Raw genomic sequence first — 15,747 nt, 5'->3', positions numbered from 1 at the left:
AGGGATGAGAATTAATGGATTTTAAAAATATGCTTCATCAAATTGGGCAACTTTATCAAAATTTAACTCGCAAGCAGCGTATAGTGATTGCTGCATCTATTGTAGTAGTGGTTGGGTTTTTGGTTTTTTTAGCTTTATTTCGTGGAAGTGGTAGTAATGCAAATAATGGATATGCAGTTTTAGTTGAAAATGTAAGCCCAAGTTCTTCTGCTGCAATTGTAGCTAAACTTGAACAAAATAATATTCCCTATAAATTAGAAAGTGAAAATAAAATTTTAGTTCCACAAGATCAGGTTTATCGTCAAAGAATGTTTATTGCAAGCGAAGGTCTTATAAAAGATAGTCGCGTGGGTTTTGAAGCTTTTGACACTCAAGCTTTTGGAGCTACAAATGAAGAGCAAAAGGTAAAATACCAAAGAGCCATAGAAGGCGAACTTGCAAGAACTATTGAGACTTTAGAACCTATTCGTAGCGCTGTTGTACACATAGCATTTCCTAAAGATAGTGTTTTTACTGAAAGGCAAATTCCACCTACAGCTTCAGTTGTTGTTAATGTTCGCGAAGGCTTAAAGCTTACTAGAAAACAAATTGATGGTATAAAAAATATTGTTTCAGCGGCAGTTCCAAAACTTACTAAAGAAAATGTTAAGATTAGTGATCAAAGTGGTGTGCCTTTAGATGAGCAAGAAGCATATGAAGATGACTTGGTTCGTGCGCAAATTAAATTTAAAAGTGATCAAGAAAAAGCTTTAGAAGATAAGATTATAGAAAATTTAGCTCCTTTTGCAGGTGGTATGGATAAAGTAAAAGTGAGTGTAAATATAGATTTTGATTTTTCCAAGCAAGAATCTCAAAGTGAAATTTATGATCCAAATCCTATAGTGCGTAGTGAGCAAACTTTAAACGAGGAAAGAACAGGTAGAAAAGATCCAGAAATTCAGGGTGTTCCAGGTGCTGTTTCTAATATAGGTCCTGTTGAAGGACTTGACAATAAAGGTCAAATTGACACTTATAAAAAAAATCAAGTTACTACAAACAATGAACTTTCTAAAACTATCACAAATACAAAAAAACAATTTGCAACAGTTTTACGCACTTCAGCAGCTGTCACTATAGATGGAAAATATCAAGATGTGGTTGATGAAAATGGGGAAGTGAAAAGCGAATATGTCCCATTGACTAAAGAAGAGCTTGCAAGTGTTGAGAGTATAGTTAAAAATACTATTAATTTTAGCGCTACTAGAGGTGATAGTGTTGTAGTGCAAAATTTACCATTTCATCGTGAGTCGATTAGAGTTGAGAGTAAAGTTAAAACTTTTTACAATCGTTTTGTTGAGCCATTTATTCCACCAGTTAAGTATTTTATTGCAGCGATTTTACTTTTTATTTTTTACAAAAAAGTCATTGCTCCATTTACTCAAAAAATGCTTGAAGATGTCGCAGCGCAAGAAGAAATGCAGCAAGGTCCAAATGCTGTTTTAGATGATGCTGAAGATGCTTTGGAGAAATTTAATGCAGCAAGGAAAAAAGTTGAAGAACAACTTGGTTTTGGGGATAATTTTAATGAAGATTCTATTCAATATGAGGTTTTACTTGAAAAATTGCGTGGTTTAGTAAGTGATAAAGGCGAGGAAATTGCAGCACTTTTACAAAACTTAATTCAAAATGATAGTGAATTTGGCGAAAAGGATATGTGATGATAAAGCTAAGTGAAGAACAAAAAATGGTCTATGATGATTTATCGATGCCTGAGAAGGTAGCAATATTTCTTATACAACTTGGCGAAGATGCAACAACTTCTGTGTTTTCACATATGGAAATTGATGTAATTACAGAAATTTCACGTTATATTGCTATGGCTAAAAATGTTGATAGATCCGTAGCTACTGCAGTTTTAGAAGAATTTTACACTCTGCTTCAATCAAATCAATATATTAAAAGTGGTGGTTTGGAATATGCTAAAGAAATACTTTTTCGTACTTTTGGGCCAGAGATTGCAAATAAAATTCTTGAAAAACTCACTAAAAGTATGGAGAATAATCAAAATTTTGCTTATTTGGCACAAATTAAACCACAGCAACTTGCAGACTTTATTACCAAAGAGCACCCACAAACCATCGCTCTTATTTTGGCACACATGGATTCTATTCATGCGGCAGAAACTTTAGAGTATTTTAGCGATGAGTTAAGGGCTGAGGTGGTTATAAGAATGGCAAATCTTGGCGATATTTCTCCAAGTATTATTAAAAGAGTTTCTGCAGTGCTAGAAAGCAAGCTTGAAAGTCTTACCTCTTATAAGGTTGAAGTGGGCGGCCCAAGAGCGGTAGCAGAAGTGCTTAATCGTTTGGGTCAAAAAGCAAGCAAATCAACCATTACTTATATTGAACAAAGTGATGAACGCTTAGCAGAGACTATTAAAGAGCTTATGTTTACTTTCGATGATATACAAAAACTTAGCACTCAAGCTATAAGAGAAATTTTAAAAGTAGCCGATAAGCGTGATTTAATGATAGGTTTAAAAGGTGCAAGTGAAGAGTTAAAGCAAAAATTCTTAGCCAATATGTCTACGCGTGCAAGCGAAGCTTTTCTTGAAGAAATGGGTTTTTTGGGTGCTGTGCGTGTTAAAGATGTTGAAGATGCACAAAGAAAGGTTGTTGAAGTGGTGCAAAAACTTGCAGAACAAGGTCTTGTTCAAACAGGCGATGCGGATGAAATGATAGAGTAGGTGAGAGATGGTTAATCGTAGCAATGTAATTTCTGGTGGGGCTTCTGATCAGCATGTTGTTGAAGGATATCGTTTTAAAGTTATTTCAGAATTTGATAATCATACAGGTGAAAAAAAACATACTCAAACTCCAGATGAAGAAAATGCTAATATATCTTTAAATGACGAAAAACCAGTTGAAGAAAATCAAGCCATTGTCCCTACGCAAGCTGTTATGGAAACTCAAATTCCAACATTTCAACCAAGTTTTGTTGAAGATTTGCTTAAAAAAACAGATGAAATGTCAAGCAATATTATTAAACTTCAAATGCAAATAGAAAGCCAAGAGAATGAATTTAATAACCGCTTAAATTCAGAACTTGAAAATGCTAAAGAAAAATTTGCCAAAGAAGGTTATGAGAAAGCAAAAGAAGAATTTCAAAAGGAATTGAGTGATTTTAAAGATAAGTATTTAAAAAGTATAGCCAAACTCGATAATGCTTGCGAAAATCTTGAAAATTTCATAGAAAAAAATGAGAAAGAATTAGCAGATACTGCTATAGATATCGCTAAAGAAGTAATCTTAAAAGAGCTTGAACTAAATTCAAGTAAGATAGCTTATGCTTTGGCCAAAGATTTAATCGGCGAGCTTAAGGGTGCTAGCGCAATTGAGCTTAAGGTTAATGCAGAGGATTATGAGTATTTAAAAGAGCAATTTGATCAGAATGCTCATATTAAAATAAGTCTTGATGATGCAATTAGCAAAGGAAGTGTTGTTATTATAAGTGACGCAGGCAATATAGAATCCAATCTTAACTCTCGTCTAACTAAAATTAAAAAAATGGTGAATAATGAGTAAAAAATTTGCCCATACTCAAGAAGAGTTAGAAAAGCTAAGTTTAAAAGAATTAGAAAATTTAGCAGCATCTATGCGTGAAAAAATCATACAAGTTGTGAGTAAAAATGGTGGGCATTTAAGTTCAAATTTGGGTGCTGTAGAACTTAGTATAGCAATGCATTTGGTTTTTGATGCAAAAAAAGATCCTTTTATTTTTGATGTGTCGCATCAGTCTTATACACACAAGCTTTTAAGCGGAAAAGAAGAAATATTTGATACTTTAAGACAAATCAATGGTTTAAGTGGTTATACAAAACCTAGCGAGGGAGATTATTTTGTAGCAGGGCATTCTAGCACCTCTATTTCTTTGGCAGTAGGTGCTTGTAAGGCCATTGCTTTAAAAGGTGAAAAGCGTATTCCTGTTGCTTTGATTGGAGATGGTGCTTTAAGTGCGGGTATGGCCTATGAGGCTTTAAATGAATTGGGTGATTCTAAATTTCCTTGCGTAATACTTTTAAATGATAATGAAATGAGTATTTCAAAACCAATTGGAGCAATTTCAAAGTATCTTTCTCAGGCTATGGCAACGCAGTTTTATCAAAGTTTTAAAAAGCGTATTGCTAAAATGTTGGATATATTGCCTGATAGTGCTACTTATATGGCCAAGCGTTTTGAAGAGAGTTTTAAACTTATTACTCCTGGGCTTTTGTTTGAAGAATTAGGGCTTGAATATATAGGGCCTATTGATGGACATAATTTAGGTGAAATTATTTCTGCATTAAAACAAGCAAAAGCTATGCAAAAGCCTTGTGTGATACATGCTCAAACCATAAAGGGTAAAGGCTATGCTTTAGCTGAAGGAAAACATGCTAAATGGCACGGGGTGGGAGCTTTTGATATAGATAGTGGAGAGAGTGTTAAAAAAAGTGATGCTAAAAAATCTGCTACTGAAATTTTTTCTAAGAATTTGCTTGATTTAGCCTCAAAATATGAAAATATTGTTGGGGTTACGGCGGCTATGCCAAGTGGAACAGGTCTTGATAAGCTTATAGAAAAATATCCAAATCGTTTTTGGGATGTGGCTATTGCAGAACAGCATGCAGTAACTTCTATGGCCGCTATGGCAAAAGAAGGATTTAAACCTTTTATTGCAATATATAGCACCTTTTTGCAGCGTGCTTATGATCAAGTGATCCATGATTGTGCGATTATGAATTTAAATGTGGTTTTTGCTATGGATAGAGCAGGGATAGTAGGCGAAGATGGGGAGACGCATCAAGGTGTTTTTGATCTTAGTTTTTTAGCTCCTTTGCCAAATTTCACTCTTTTAGCCCCAAGAGATGAACAAATGATGCAAAATATAATGGAGTATGCTTATTTACATCAAGGACCTATTGCTTTTCGTTATCCTAGAGGGAGTTTTATTTTGGATAAAGAATTTAATCCTTGTGAGATAAAACTTGGTAAGGCACAATGGCTTGTAAAAAATAATAGTGAAATTGCTTTTTTAGGTTATGGACAAGGTGTGGCAAAAGCGTGGCAAGTCTTAAGAGCCTTGCAAGAAATGAATAATAATGCTAATTTGATTGATTTAATTTTTGCTAAACCTTTAGATGAAGAGCTTTTGTGTGAGCTTGCTAAAAAAAGTAAAATTTGGTTTATTTTTAGTGAAAATGTTAAAATTGGCGGTATAGAAAGTTTAATTAATAATTTTTTACAAAAATATGATTTGCATGTAAAAGTTGTTAGCTTTGAATATGAAGACAAATTTATTGAACATGGAAAAACAAGTGAAGTGGAAAAAAATCTAGAAAAAGATGTCAATAGTTTGTTGACGAAAGTTTTAAAATTTTATCATTAAATAATAAAAAATATTATTTAATATAAACTTCTTTTAATAAAAATTTTATTATTATTTTTACTTAAAAAAGCAAGGAATAAATAAAATGGAATTACTACAAATGCTTAAAAAACATGAGTTAAAAGCTACTCCGCAAAGACTATGTGTTTTAAAAATTTTAAAAAGACATGAGCATCCTAATATTGATGAATTATATACAGAAATTAAAAAAGAATACCCTTCAATCTCTTTAGCGACGGTTTATAAAAATCTTAATACTTTGCAAGAACAAGGTTTAGTTGTTGAAATCAATGTTTTAAATCAAAAAACTTGTTACGATATTTATGAAGAAGAACATATTCATGTTGTTTGCGCCAAATGTGGTGGTATAGAGGATTTAAGTTTTAAAGATGCTAAGCTTTATGAATATCAAGAGCATTTAGAAAAAAAGATAGGCAATCTCGTCAATCATCTGTCTGTTTGTGCTTATGTTGACAGTTGCAAAAAGTGTCATTAAGCAAAATAAGGTTAAAATAACCCATATATTTTAAGGGTTATTTTAATGGTTTATGAAATTCAAAAAAACTTTTTACTATCCGATTGCACTCTTTTAGAGAATTTAAAAAAAGATAATATACCTTTTCAAAATTCTAAATTTGAAACTTTTTATACTCAAATAACTTCAAATCATAGTGTCAAATTTCAAAGTTTTTGCAATGAATTTTATAAAATTACAAAATTTAATAATTCAATTTTAGAACAGAATCAAGAAGAGAAAATTTCTAAAAAAAAATTTGAAAAAGCTCGAAAAAAGATTATAGGAAAGAGTATTAAAAAAGAACGCTTCGAATTTAAATTTTGCTCTTTAAAAAGTTATATTGATATTTATGAAGAGCCTAAAATTTGTATTTTAAAAATATTTTTTCCAACTTTGGATAGTTCCAATGAATTTAAAATTCCTAAAGATTTTAAAATTCAAAAAGAATTACATCATGATTTAAATTCTAAACATATCGTTTTATATGGTTTTGAATATCAAAATTTTGATATAGAGAAATGTTTTAAAATTATAGAAAAAAATCAGAATTTTAGCTTGGATTTTCCAAATTATATTAATGCTTATGATGGATTTAGAATTTTTTTATTTTATTTATTTAAAAAATTAAAATTTTATTGGACTTTATCTTTAGAGAGAAAAGATAAGCAAAGTTTATACGAATTTTTATTTTATTCAAGAAGCTTGTATATAGTTTTATCAAGTATGAATACTATTTTAGATAAAAATTTGAGTAATATTTTAGCCTTAAAGTTTAAAGATATAACGAAAAAAACTCAAGATATTTTAGCAAGTGAAAATTCAAATCAAGATTTATTGCTATTTTTAAGCGATGAAAAAATCCAAGATTTGTTTAATGATTTTGATTTTTTCATAAAGGAAAATTCTTTTTATGAAGGCGATTGCAAAGATAGGTTTTTTAAACAACTTGTTGCGTTAGAACTTAGAAAAAAAATTATTTTATTTAGAAAAAATATACTAAAAAATTTTGATTTAGAGCTTTTTGAAAATAGTTTTTTTGAATTGGCAATATTTTTAGAATATTTTTATCGTTTTTTAGAGATAAAAAATTTAAACAAACTTTATGAAAAATATTGTAAAGATAGAGATAAAAATATTTTTTCGAAAATAATCAATAATAAAAATAAATTTTGCAAATTGCTTAAAAAATCAAGTAAAAATTTGAAAATTTACAAAGGATAAAAATGCAAAAACAAGAAAAAATTATAGAAATGTTTAATCAAATTGCACCTACTTATGATAAGGCGAATAGAATTTTAAGCTTTGGAGCTGATGTAGCGTGGCGCAAAAAAGCTTGTCAAAGAGTGATGAGTTTGTATTTAAAAAAAGATTTAAAAATCGCTGATATTGCCTGTGGCACAGGGGATATGATAGAGATTTGGCAAGAGAGTGCTTTAAAAATGGAAAAAAATATTTTAAATATTAAAGGTATTGATCCAAGTAGTGGCATGCTAAATGTTGCAAAAGAAAAATTCCCAAATGTCGAATTTATAGAAGCAGGGGCGCAAAATTTACCTTTAGAAAGTCAAAGTTTAGATATTTTAAGTATTAGTTATGGCATTCGCAATGTTGTAGAAAGACAAAAAGCCTTAAGCGAATTTGCTAGAGTACTTCAAAAAGGTGGTATTTTGGTAGTTTTGGAATTTACAAAAAGAGAAAAGGGTGGATTTATAGCAGCTTGTAGAGATTTTTATCTTAAAAATATTTTACCAAGTATAGGTGGGATAATCAGTAAAAATAAAAGTGCTTATGAGTATTTGCCAAACTCTATTGAAGGATTTTTAAGTAAGGAAGAATTCATCTTAGAACTTAAAAATGCTGGTTTTGAAATGCTTGATTATAAAAGTTTTAGCTTTGGCGTGAGTTCAATGTTTATAGCAAAAAAACTATGACACCAACAGAATTAAATCTTAAAGCAAAGGCTTTATTAGAAACACATTTTGATGATATAGTTTTAAGTGGAGAAATTTCAAAAATTACTTTGCATGGTTCAGGGCATTGGTATTTTGATTTAAAAGATGAAAGATCAAGCATTGCTTGTGCTATGTTTAAAGGAGCTAATTTAAAAGTCGGGTTTAAACCAGCGGTGGGGGATTTTTTAGAGCTTTGTGGAAGTGTGAGTTTATATCCTGAAAGCGGTCGTTATCAATTTATCGCTACTAGTATGAAAAAAGCAGGTTTTGGGGATTTGGAAGCACAGTTTTTGGCTTTAAAAGAGCGTTTGCAAAAAGAAGGACTTTTTGATCCACGCTTTAAAAAATCTTTGCCAAAATTTCCTAAAAAAGTAGGCATTATCACTTCAAAAACTTCTGCTGCTTTGCAAGATATGTTAAAACTTATTCATCAAAAAGAATATTTTTTGGCAAAAATTTATATTTTTGATGCTTTAACTCAAGGAAATAATGCTCCTTTTTCTCTTATACAAGCTTTAAAAAAAGCCGATGATATGGATTTAGATGTTCTTATTATAGCACGTGGTGGAGGAAGCAGGGAAGATCTTTTTTGTTTTAATGATGAAAATTTAGCAAGAGAGATTTTTAAAGCAAAAACTCCTATTATTTCAGCCATAGGACATGAGATTGATTATGTTATTAGTGATTTTGTTGCAGATTTTAGAGCTCCAACGCCTTCAGCTGCTATAGATACTTTGTTTTATTCTAAGTTGGATATAGAGCAAAGTTTGGATTCAATGGAAGAAAAATTAATGCAACTTTGGAATCATAAAATACAAAATTATGAAAATTTGCTTTTAAATTTAAGCAAATTTTTCAAATTTAATTCTTTGCCAAAAATAATAGATGAAAAAATAAAACAAAGCCATAATATAGAAAAGCAATTAAATCATCTACTGGCAAATCAAATGCGTTATAATGAATTAAAATTAGATAAATTGCAAAATGCTTATTTGCAACATGAGAATTTTTTTAATAAAAGCAAAAAGTTTATTTGTATCAGAAAAAATGGTAAAATAGCAAATTTAGAAGATCTTAAGAGTGATGATATCGTTATTTTAAGTTCTCAAACTTCTCAAAAAGAAGCAAAAATTTTATAAGGATAGATTATGAGAAAAATCAATTTCAGTGCAGGGCCATCGACTTTACCTTTGGAAATTTTAGAGCAAGCTCAAAAAGAACTCTGTGATTATCAGGGTAGGGGTTATTCTATAATGGAAATTTCTCACCGCACAAAAGTATTTGAAGAAGTGCATTTTGGAGCACAAGAGAAAGCTAAAAAACTTTACGGGTTAAATGATGATTATGAAGTATTATTTTTACAAGGTGGAGCAAGTTTACAATTTGCTATGATTCCTATGAATTTGTCTTTAAATGGGGTTTGTGAATATGCAAATACAGGAGTTTGGACAAAAAAAGCAATTAAAGAAGCGCAAATTTTAGGTGTCAATGTTAAAACCGTAGCAAGTAGCGAGGAAAGTAATTTTAATCATATTCCTAGAGTGGAATTTAGCGATAATGCTGATTATGCTTATATTTGTTCTAACAATACTATTTACGGCACTCAATATCAAAATTATCCTAAAACTAAAGCTCCTTTGATTGTGGATGCATCGAGTGATTTTTTTTCTAGAAAAGTAGATTTTTCAAATATCGCTCTTTTTTATGGCGGGGTGCAAAAAAATGCTGGAATTTCGGGTTTAAGTTGTATTTTTATCCGTAAAGATATGTTAGAAAGATCTAAAAATAAACAAATTCCTAGCATGTTAAATTATTTGACTCATGCTGAGAATCAGTCCTTGTTTAACACGCCTCCAACCTTTGCTATTTATATGTTTAATCTTGAAATGGATTGGCTTTTAAATCAAGGTGGACTTGATAAAGTACATGAGAAAAATTCTCAAAAAGCTGCTATGCTTTATGAGTGTATTGATTTAAGCAATGGATTTTATAAAGGACATGCAGATAAAAAGGATAGATCTTTAATGAATGTGAGTTTTAATATTGCTAAAAATAAAGATTTAGAGCCTCTTTTTGTAAAGGAAGCCGAAGAAGCTGGAATGATAGGACTTAAAGGACATAGAATTTTAGGAGGAATTCGTGCAAGTATTTATAATGCGCTTAATTTGGATCAGGTAAAAACCTTGTGTGAATTTATGAAAGAATTTCAAGGAAAATATGCATGATAAAGCGTTTTGATGAGTGCGATAGAATGTCGCAAATTATTGTTTTTGATAAATATTTTAAAACTGCAGGACAAGTGGCTTTTAAACCTAGCGGAGATATTAAAAAACAAACTAAAGAAGCACTTGCAGAACTTGATACTTTGTTTGAAAAAATAGGCGCATGCAAAGGAGATTTGATTCAAATTCAAATCTGGTTAGCTAATATGCAAGATTTTGATGCAATGAATGAAATTTATGATGCTTGGATTAAAAATTACCCTAAACCTGTTAGAGCTTGTGTAGGAAGTGCTTTAGCAGAGGGTTATTTGGTGGAAATTCAAGCTTTTGGAAAGCTAAGAGAGAATTAAAAATTCTCTCCTCCAAATTTTAAAAGTGCAGATCCCCAAGTAAAACCACCGCCAAAAGCATCTAGTAAGATTAGATCTCCTTTTTTAAGTCGACCTTCTTCATAGGCATCATTCATTGCCATAGGTATAGAAGCAGCTGAAGTATTGCCATATTTGTGCACAGTGATCACACATTTTTCATCGCTTAGATTGAGTTTTTCTTGGACGGCTTTAATGATGCGTAGATTAGCTTGATGAGGAATAAAAAGATCAATTTCTTGTGCTAAAATGTTATTTTTAGCTAAAATTTCTACAACATCATTACTAAGCGTGTTTACTGCTATTTTAAAAACTTCATTGCCTTTCATTTGCATAGAAAGTGTTTGACATAGGCTTGATTTTTGCAATCTTTGAGTCATTAAAAGATCTCCATAATTACCATTGCTTGCAGTATGTACATCAAGGATATGATTTTCATTATCCAAACTTACAACTCCAGCACCTGCACCGTCTCCAAAGAGTATGCAAATACTTCTGTCATTGTAATCCATAATTGAACTTGTTTTTTCAGCTCCTATGATTAAAACATTTTTTTTCAAACCACTTTCTACTAAGGCTTTAGCTTGTTCAAGCAAATAGATAAAACCAGAACAAGCTGCTGAAATATCAAAAGCGCTAATATTTACAAGTCCTAAATTTGAAGCAATTTTACAAGCCGTTGAAGGCATAGTAAAATAATCAGGACTTAAAGTAGCTACAAGAATCGCATCAATATCTTCAGGTTTTAAATTTGCTCTTTCTATGGCTTTTAATGCAGCTTTTGTGCCCAAATCACTGGTATTTTCATTTTCACTAGCAATGCGCCTTTCTTTAATACCTGTGCGTCTAGTGATCCATTCATCGGTGGTATCTACCATTTTTTCAAGATCAGCATTGCTTAAAATTTTTTCTGGAATATAAGAAGCTATACTTTTAAGACTGGCTTTAAGCATTGTATTTCCCAAGTTCATTTTCTATAAGTTCATTGATATGAGATTGGCTAAAATTTATAGCTTGAAAAATTGCATTTTTAATAGCTCTAGAATCGCTTTTTCCATGACTTATGATCACACAGCCATTAACTCCAAGAAGGGGTGCTCCGCCATATTCTTGCCAATCTGTGTGTTTTTTTAATTTTTTAAAAGATGGCTTCATAAGTAAAGCACCTATTTTAGAAATAAAAGATTGTTTTACTTCGTTTTTTAGAAGTTGAAAAATAGCTGTTGCTACACCTTCGCAAGCCTTTAAAATAACATTTCCATCAAAACCATCACAGACTAAAACATCTATTTCACCATTGAAAATATCTCTACCTTCAGCATTACCTATAAAATTTGGAATTTTTTTCATAAGCTGATGACTTTCTTTGGTAAGTTCATTACCTTTGCATTCTTCTTCACCATTAGAAAGTAAAGCAAGGCGTGGTTTTTGAATTTGCATGATTGCTCTAGCATAAACTTCACCCATTATGGCAAATTGAAATAAATTTTCAGCTTTACAATCTGTATTAGCTCCAACATCCAAAAGTAAAGTTTTGTTAACGATATTTGGCATTAAAGTGGCAATAGCAGGTCTTGAAATGCCTTTAAGTCTTCCAAGCCTTAAGGTAGCCAAAGACATACTTGCTCCACTATGACCCGCTGAAACTACAGCATCTACTTTTTTTTCTTTTAATAAATTAATAGCTTTGTATATGGTTGTTTCTTTATTTTTTAAAGCATCTGTGGCATTTTCATTCATCGAAAAAATTTCACTAGCTTCTTCGTATTGTATATATTGTTCTAATTTTTTTGGTATTAAAGGTTTTAGAATTTTAGAATTTCCCACTAAGATAGCGTTAAAAGGTTTTGCTTCTAGCGCCTTTAAAACGCCTTCTATAATGGGTTTTTCTCCAAAATCACCACCCATTGCATCAATGGCAATGTTAATCATTGATTTTAATATTCCTTAGTTGTTGGATTCGCACGGTGAGGCATTTTGTAGCTTCCATCTTTGTCTTTTATAGGCATAGGAAGACTAACTTTATAGTGAGTTCTGCGTTTAGCTGCACGAGTTTTGCTCACTCTTCTTTTTGGTACTGCCATTTTTTCTCCTTTATAAAATTTAATTAATTATTGCAATTTATGCAATAAAAATAATCACTTAAATAAGCTTCAAGCTCGCTAATAGCAACTTCTATTAAATCAATATGTCCATCGAAAAATTCTATAGTATTGCTCAATTCGTTTGCTTCATCTTTAAAAATACCATCGCTTGCAAAAAGTTCTAAATTTTCTTTAATTTCAAGTTCTAACTCAGTTCCACAACTATCACAAGGTCTATAGATAAAACCTTGCATAATAGCATTTATTTTAACAAGCTTAGGATTTATTTTTACTAAATTTCCCTCAAAAATCATATTTTCAAGATTAAGTTTAAAAGGATATTCCTTTGTATTAATCTTAGAAAAAGGGATTTTCATTTAGCAAATTTCATTTGGTTTAAAGAAAAAATCAATTTCTATTTTTGCATTTTCCAAGCTGTCACTTCCATGAACAGCATTAGCATCAATACTCTCAGCAAAATCGGCTCTAATTGTTCCTGCTTTAGCTTCTTTAGGATTTGTCGCTCCCATTAAATCTCTATTTTTTAATACAGCACCTTCTCCTTCTAGTACAGAAACAACAACAGGACCGCTAATCATAAATTCAACCAAGTCTTTAAAAAAAGGTCTTTCTTTATGAACAGCATAAAAATTTTCAGCTTGTTCTTTACTAAGTTGAACTTTTTTCATTGCAGCGATTCTTAATCCATTGCTTTCAAAACGATCTAAAATTTTTCCTATAACACCTTTTTTAACAGCATCAGGTTTAATTATAGATAAAGTTTTTTCCATCTTTGTAATAACTCCTTATTTTAATAAAGCTTAAAATTATACTTGAATTTGTTTAAAGAAAGTTAAATTAAAAGAAAAAGCTAGGAATCTCTAGCTTTTTAATTTTTTAAAATTATGCAAAAACTGGAGTGTCCCCACTTCTCATATCAGCGCCAATATTATCACGACTTGGTTGTCCTGATTCTACTGCACTCCAAACTATACATCCATCTGTTGGGCAAGCACTGGCACAAGCGGGTTGATCATTATGTCCTACGCATTCAACGCATTTGTTTGCATAAACATAATATCTATCTTCACCTTCTGGATTGTTAGCATCATCAACGATAGCACTCACTGGACACTCATCAATACAAGAACCACAAGCAATACATATATCTGTAATTTTTACAGCCATTTTTTCTCCTTTTTAATATTAAGATTTAAAAGATTTTAGCATAAAATTCTTAAATAAGGTAAATTTTGATAATCAAAAATTTACATTATTTGATAATAATTATAACTTTCTTAAATTTTTAATATTATTTTAGATATTTAAAAAAAAATAAAGATTTAAACGATATAATTTCGTTATCAATAAAATTTATTATTTAGGAGAAAATATGATAGTTACTAAAAAAGCTTTAGATTTTACTGCTCCAGCAGTATTGGGAAACAATGAAATTGTTCAAGATTTTAATCTTTATAAAAACATAGGTCCAAAAGGAGCGGTAGTATTCTTTTATCCAAAAGATTTTACTTTTGTTTGTCCTTCAGAAATTATAGCTTTTGACAAAAGATATCAAGAATTTAAAAACCGTGGCATTGAAGTAATTGGAATTTCAGGAGATAATGAATTTTCACATTTTGCTTGGAAAAATACTCCAGTAAATCAAGGTGGTATTGGTCAGGTTAAATTTCCGCTTGTTGCTGACTTAACTAAGCAGATTGCTAGAAATTTTGATGTACTTTATGCAGAAGCAGTTGCCCTTCGTGGTTCGTTCTTGCTTGATGCTGATGGAACAGTTCGCCATGCTGTGGTTAATGATTTACCACTAGGTAGAAATATAGATGAAATGTTAAGAATGGTTGATACTATGCTTTTTACAAATGAGCATGGTGAAGTTTGTCCTGCGGGATGGAATAAGGGCGATGAAGGTATGAAAGCTAACCCTAAAGGCGTGGCTGAATATCTTGGCAAAAACGAAGCTAAACTTTAATTTCTTAGTATAAAGCCTCTTTACGAGGCTTTTTCTTCATTTTTATTCTTTAATTGAAATTCATAAATTTTCTATTATAATTTTATACACATAATTAAAATTTTTATTTAGGCTAAAATATGGCAGGCGAAGATCAAGAAAAAACAGAAGAACCCACGTCCAAAAAGATAGAAGATGCGCGTAAAGAAGGTAATGTTCCAAAGTCTCAAGATGCGGCAGCTATTGTAACTTTGATAATTGGAGTAACTATAACTTTATTTATGATGAGTTTTATGGGCGAGAGAATTGTAAATTTATATAGATACTATCAAAGTTTTATTGGTGTTGAATTTGATTTGCGTATTATTCAAGCCATTATGATTAAAAGCATTTTTGAGGTTTTAATTATTCTTGCACCTATTGTTTTAAGTATTATGATTGCTGGGGTTTTGGGAAATATTATGCAATTTGGTTTTATTTTTACAACTAAACCTATTATGCCAAATTTAGGAAAAATCAATCCTCTAAAAGGTTTAAAAAACCTTTTTTCATTGAAAAAAATTGTTGAAAGTATAAAAATTATTTTAAAAGTGGGTATTGTTTTTACTATAGCTTTTATAGTTTTACTTAAATTTATGCAAGAGCTTCCAAGAGTTGAGCTTTATACTATGGTTGCACAGCTTACTTGGCTAAGAGACAGAGCTATTGTTTTAGCAGCTATTGTTATAGTTGCTTTTTTAATTATTGCTGTTTTAGATGTTTTTTTGGTGCGTTTTCAGTATTTTAAAGGTTTGCGTATGAGCAAACAAGAAATAAAAGATGAGTATAAACAAATGGAAGGAGATCCTCAGGTTAAAGGTAGAATTCGTAGACTTCAAATGGAAGCTGCGCGTCGTCGTATGGTTCAAGATGTTGCAGGTGCGGATGTGGTGATCACAAACCCAACGCATTATGCCGTAGCTATTCGTTATGATACAAGTAAAGAACAAGCCCCTAGGGTTGTTGCCAAAGGAGTGGATTTTCTCGCTCTTCGCATAAAACAAGTAGCCTATGAAAATAATGTTGTAGTTTATGAAAATCCTCCTTTAGCAAGAGAGCTTTATAAAGCTTGTGATGTTAATGATCTTATTCCTAGGGAAATGTTTAAAGCTGTAGCTGAGGTACTAGGATTTGTTTATAATACAAATAATAAGAGTCGTTTAGCTGGTCAAGTAAAAAAAGGAAACTAAAAC

General features: G+C 31.0%; 18 protein-coding genes. 12 read left to right on the top strand and 6 right to left on the bottom strand.

Features of this window, described 5'->3' with window-relative positions; translation table 11 throughout:
* Window positions 1–14 precede the first annotated feature (14 nt).
* The 10 genes from fliF (at window position 15) to ELQ10_RS02620 (ending at window position 10,444) form a co-directional block, all read left to right on the top strand.
* The gene (fliF, locus tag ELQ10_RS02665) at window positions 15–1,697 is read left to right on the top strand and encodes a flagellar basal-body MS-ring/collar protein FliF (protein WP_134250166.1); all 1,683 of its coding nucleotides are present in this window, start codon (window positions 15–17) and stop codon (window positions 1,695–1,697) included.
* Window positions 1,697–2,725: a flagellar motor switch protein FliG gene (fliG, locus tag ELQ10_RS02660; RefSeq protein WP_002854670.1), complete on the top strand. Its 1,029-nt coding sequence runs from the start codon at window positions 1,697–1,699 to the stop codon at window positions 2,723–2,725. Before fliF ends, fliG begins: the two co-directional genes overlap by 1 nt.
* Window positions 2,726–2,732: 7 nt before the next feature.
* Window positions 2,733–3,563 carry a flagellar assembly protein FliH gene (gene fliH / locus ELQ10_RS02655; RefSeq protein WP_134250165.1) on the top strand — a complete coding sequence of 277 codons (831 nt, stop codon included), beginning with the start codon at window positions 2,733–2,735 and terminating at the stop codon, window positions 3,561–3,563.
* On the top strand, window positions 3,556–5,403 hold the full coding sequence (gene dxs / locus ELQ10_RS02650) for a 1-deoxy-D-xylulose-5-phosphate synthase (RefSeq protein ID WP_002876899.1): 1,848 nt from the start codon (window positions 3,556–3,558) through the stop codon (window positions 5,401–5,403). Before fliH ends, dxs begins: the two co-directional genes overlap by 8 nt.
* Before the next feature lie 85 nt (window positions 5,404–5,488).
* The gene (gene perR, locus ELQ10_RS02645) at window positions 5,489–5,899 is read left to right on the top strand and encodes a peroxide-responsive transcriptional repressor PerR (protein WP_002854244.1); all 411 of its coding nucleotides are present in this window, start codon (window positions 5,489–5,491) and stop codon (window positions 5,897–5,899) included.
* Between the two features lie 45 nt (window positions 5,900–5,944).
* Window positions 5,945–7,141 carry a hypothetical protein gene (locus ELQ10_RS02640; protein ID WP_134250164.1) on the top strand — a complete coding sequence of 399 codons (1,197 nt, stop codon included), beginning with the start codon at window positions 5,945–5,947 and terminating at the stop codon, window positions 7,139–7,141.
* A gap of 2 nt (window positions 7,142–7,143) precedes the next feature.
* Window positions 7,144–7,851 carry a bifunctional demethylmenaquinone methyltransferase/2-methoxy-6-polyprenyl-1,4-benzoquinol methylase UbiE gene (gene ubiE / locus ELQ10_RS02635; protein ID WP_002899012.1) on the top strand — a complete coding sequence of 236 codons (708 nt, stop codon included), beginning with the start codon at window positions 7,144–7,146 and terminating at the stop codon, window positions 7,849–7,851.
* Window positions 7,848–9,011 (top strand): exodeoxyribonuclease VII large subunit, encoded by a 1,164-nt coding sequence (gene xseA / locus ELQ10_RS02630; RefSeq protein WP_134250163.1) that lies wholly within the window; start codon window positions 7,848–7,850, stop codon window positions 9,009–9,011. The genes ubiE and xseA overlap by 4 nt, the downstream gene beginning before the upstream one ends.
* A gap of 9 nt (window positions 9,012–9,020) precedes the next feature.
* Window positions 9,021–10,097, top strand: a complete 1,077-nt coding sequence (gene serC, locus ELQ10_RS02625; RefSeq protein ID WP_134250162.1) for a phosphoserine transaminase — start codon at window positions 9,021–9,023, stop codon at window positions 10,095–10,097.
* On the top strand, window positions 10,094–10,444 hold the full coding sequence (locus tag ELQ10_RS02620; protein WP_134250161.1) for a RidA family protein: 351 nt from the start codon (window positions 10,094–10,096) through the stop codon (window positions 10,442–10,444). The genes serC and ELQ10_RS02620 overlap by 4 nt, the downstream gene beginning before the upstream one ends.
* Here the strand turns inward: ELQ10_RS02620 and ELQ10_RS02615 are convergent.
* The 6 genes from ELQ10_RS02615 to ELQ10_RS02590 form a co-directional block, all read right to left on the bottom strand.
* Window positions 10,441–11,415 (bottom strand): beta-ketoacyl-ACP synthase III, encoded by a 975-nt coding sequence (locus ELQ10_RS02615; RefSeq protein WP_134250160.1) that lies wholly within the window; start codon window positions 11,413–11,415, stop codon window positions 10,441–10,443. The two genes, ELQ10_RS02620 and ELQ10_RS02615, sit on opposite strands and share 4 nt — an antisense overlap.
* Window positions 11,408–12,394 (bottom strand): phosphate acyltransferase PlsX, encoded by a 987-nt coding sequence (gene plsX, locus ELQ10_RS02610; protein WP_002857325.1) that lies wholly within the window; start codon window positions 12,392–12,394, stop codon window positions 11,408–11,410. Before plsX ends, ELQ10_RS02615 begins: the two co-directional genes overlap by 8 nt.
* A 5-nt stretch (window positions 12,395–12,399) precedes the next feature.
* Window positions 12,400–12,546: a 50S ribosomal protein L32 gene (rpmF, locus tag ELQ10_RS02605; protein ID WP_002858674.1), complete on the bottom strand. Its 147-nt coding sequence runs from the start codon at window positions 12,544–12,546 to the stop codon at window positions 12,400–12,402.
* Window positions 12,547–12,569: 23 nt separating this feature from the next.
* The gene (locus tag ELQ10_RS02600) at window positions 12,570–12,923 is read right to left on the bottom strand and encodes a hypothetical protein (RefSeq protein WP_002857618.1); all 354 of its coding nucleotides are present in this window, start codon (window positions 12,921–12,923) and stop codon (window positions 12,570–12,572) included.
* Entirely contained in the window at window positions 12,924–13,337 is a 414-nt protein-coding gene (ndk, locus tag ELQ10_RS02595) for a nucleoside-diphosphate kinase (RefSeq protein WP_002854376.1), read from the bottom strand.
* A 112-nt stretch (window positions 13,338–13,449) separates the two neighbouring features.
* Window positions 13,450–13,734 carry a 4Fe-4S dicluster domain-containing protein gene (locus ELQ10_RS02590; RefSeq protein ID WP_002854354.1) on the bottom strand — a complete coding sequence of 95 codons (285 nt, stop codon included), beginning with the start codon at window positions 13,732–13,734 and terminating at the stop codon, window positions 13,450–13,452.
* Window positions 13,735–13,939: 205 nt separating this feature from the next.
* Between ELQ10_RS02590 and ELQ10_RS02585 the strand changes: the two genes are divergently transcribed.
* Both ELQ10_RS02585 and flhB read left to right on the top strand, forming a co-directional pair.
* Complete coding sequence (locus ELQ10_RS02585) at window positions 13,940–14,536, top strand: peroxiredoxin (RefSeq protein WP_002854219.1); 597 nt, start codon at window positions 13,940–13,942, stop codon at window positions 14,534–14,536.
* Between the two features lie 119 nt (window positions 14,537–14,655).
* A complete protein-coding gene (gene flhB, locus ELQ10_RS02580; protein WP_002857279.1) occupies window positions 14,656–15,744 on the top strand; it encodes a flagellar biosynthesis protein FlhB in 1,089 nt (362 codons plus the stop codon).
* Window positions 15,745–15,747 lie beyond the last annotated feature (3 nt).

Source organism: Campylobacter sp. US42a (assembly GCF_004379055.1).
GTDB classification, from domain to species: domain Bacteria; phylum Campylobacterota; class Campylobacteria; order Campylobacterales; family Campylobacteraceae; genus Campylobacter_D; species Campylobacter_D jejuni.
Note: the sequence above shows the minus strand (reverse complement) of the source record. Positions and strands in the feature narration are given on the sequence as shown.

What these genes read in the sequence shown, in the direction of transcription:
- ELQ10_RS02620 (WP_134250161.1), top strand. Translation starts at nt 10,094, where the DNA reads ATGATAAAGCGTTTTGATGAGTGCGATAGAATGTCGCAAATTATTGTT.
- perR (WP_002854244.1), top strand. Translation starts at nt 5,489, where the DNA reads ATGGAATTACTACAAATGCTTAAAAAACATGAGTTAAAAGCTACTCCG.
- xseA (WP_134250163.1), top strand. Translation starts at nt 7,848, where the DNA reads ATGACACCAACAGAATTAAATCTTAAAGCAAAGGCTTTATTAGAAACA.
- serC (WP_134250162.1), top strand. Translation starts at nt 9,021, where the DNA reads ATGAGAAAAATCAATTTCAGTGCAGGGCCATCGACTTTACCTTTGGAA.
- plsX (WP_002857325.1), bottom strand. Translation starts at nt 12,394, where the DNA reads ATGATTAACATTGCCATTGATGCAATGGGTGGTGATTTTGGAGAAAAA.
- ELQ10_RS02615 (WP_134250160.1), bottom strand. Translation starts at nt 11,415, where the DNA reads ATGCTTAAAGCCAGTCTTAAAAGTATAGCTTCTTATATTCCAGAAAAA.
- ELQ10_RS02590 (WP_002854354.1), bottom strand. Translation starts at nt 13,734, where the DNA reads ATGGCTGTAAAAATTACAGATATATGTATTGCTTGTGGTTCTTGTATT.
- ELQ10_RS02585 (WP_002854219.1), top strand. Translation starts at nt 13,940, where the DNA reads ATGATAGTTACTAAAAAAGCTTTAGATTTTACTGCTCCAGCAGTATTG.
- fliH (WP_134250165.1), top strand. Translation starts at nt 2,733, where the DNA reads ATGGTTAATCGTAGCAATGTAATTTCTGGTGGGGCTTCTGATCAGCAT.
- rpmF (WP_002858674.1), bottom strand. Translation starts at nt 12,546, where the DNA reads ATGGCAGTACCAAAAAGAAGAGTGAGCAAAACTCGTGCAGCTAAACGC.
- ELQ10_RS02640 (WP_134250164.1), top strand. Translation starts at nt 5,945, where the DNA reads ATGGTTTATGAAATTCAAAAAAACTTTTTACTATCCGATTGCACTCTT.
- ubiE (WP_002899012.1), top strand. Translation starts at nt 7,144, where the DNA reads ATGCAAAAACAAGAAAAAATTATAGAAATGTTTAATCAAATTGCACCT.
- ndk (WP_002854376.1), bottom strand. Translation starts at nt 13,337, where the DNA reads ATGGAAAAAACTTTATCTATAATTAAACCTGATGCTGTTAAAAAAGGT.
- dxs (WP_002876899.1), top strand. Translation starts at nt 3,556, where the DNA reads ATGAGTAAAAAATTTGCCCATACTCAAGAAGAGTTAGAAAAGCTAAGT.
- flhB (WP_002857279.1), top strand. Translation starts at nt 14,656, where the DNA reads ATGGCAGGCGAAGATCAAGAAAAAACAGAAGAACCCACGTCCAAAAAG.
- ELQ10_RS02600 (WP_002857618.1), bottom strand. Translation starts at nt 12,923, where the DNA reads ATGAAAATCCCTTTTTCTAAGATTAATACAAAGGAATATCCTTTTAAA.
- fliF (WP_134250166.1), top strand. Translation starts at nt 15, where the DNA reads ATGGATTTTAAAAATATGCTTCATCAAATTGGGCAACTTTATCAAAAT.
- fliG (WP_002854670.1), top strand. Translation starts at nt 1,697, where the DNA reads ATGATAAAGCTAAGTGAAGAACAAAAAATGGTCTATGATGATTTATCG.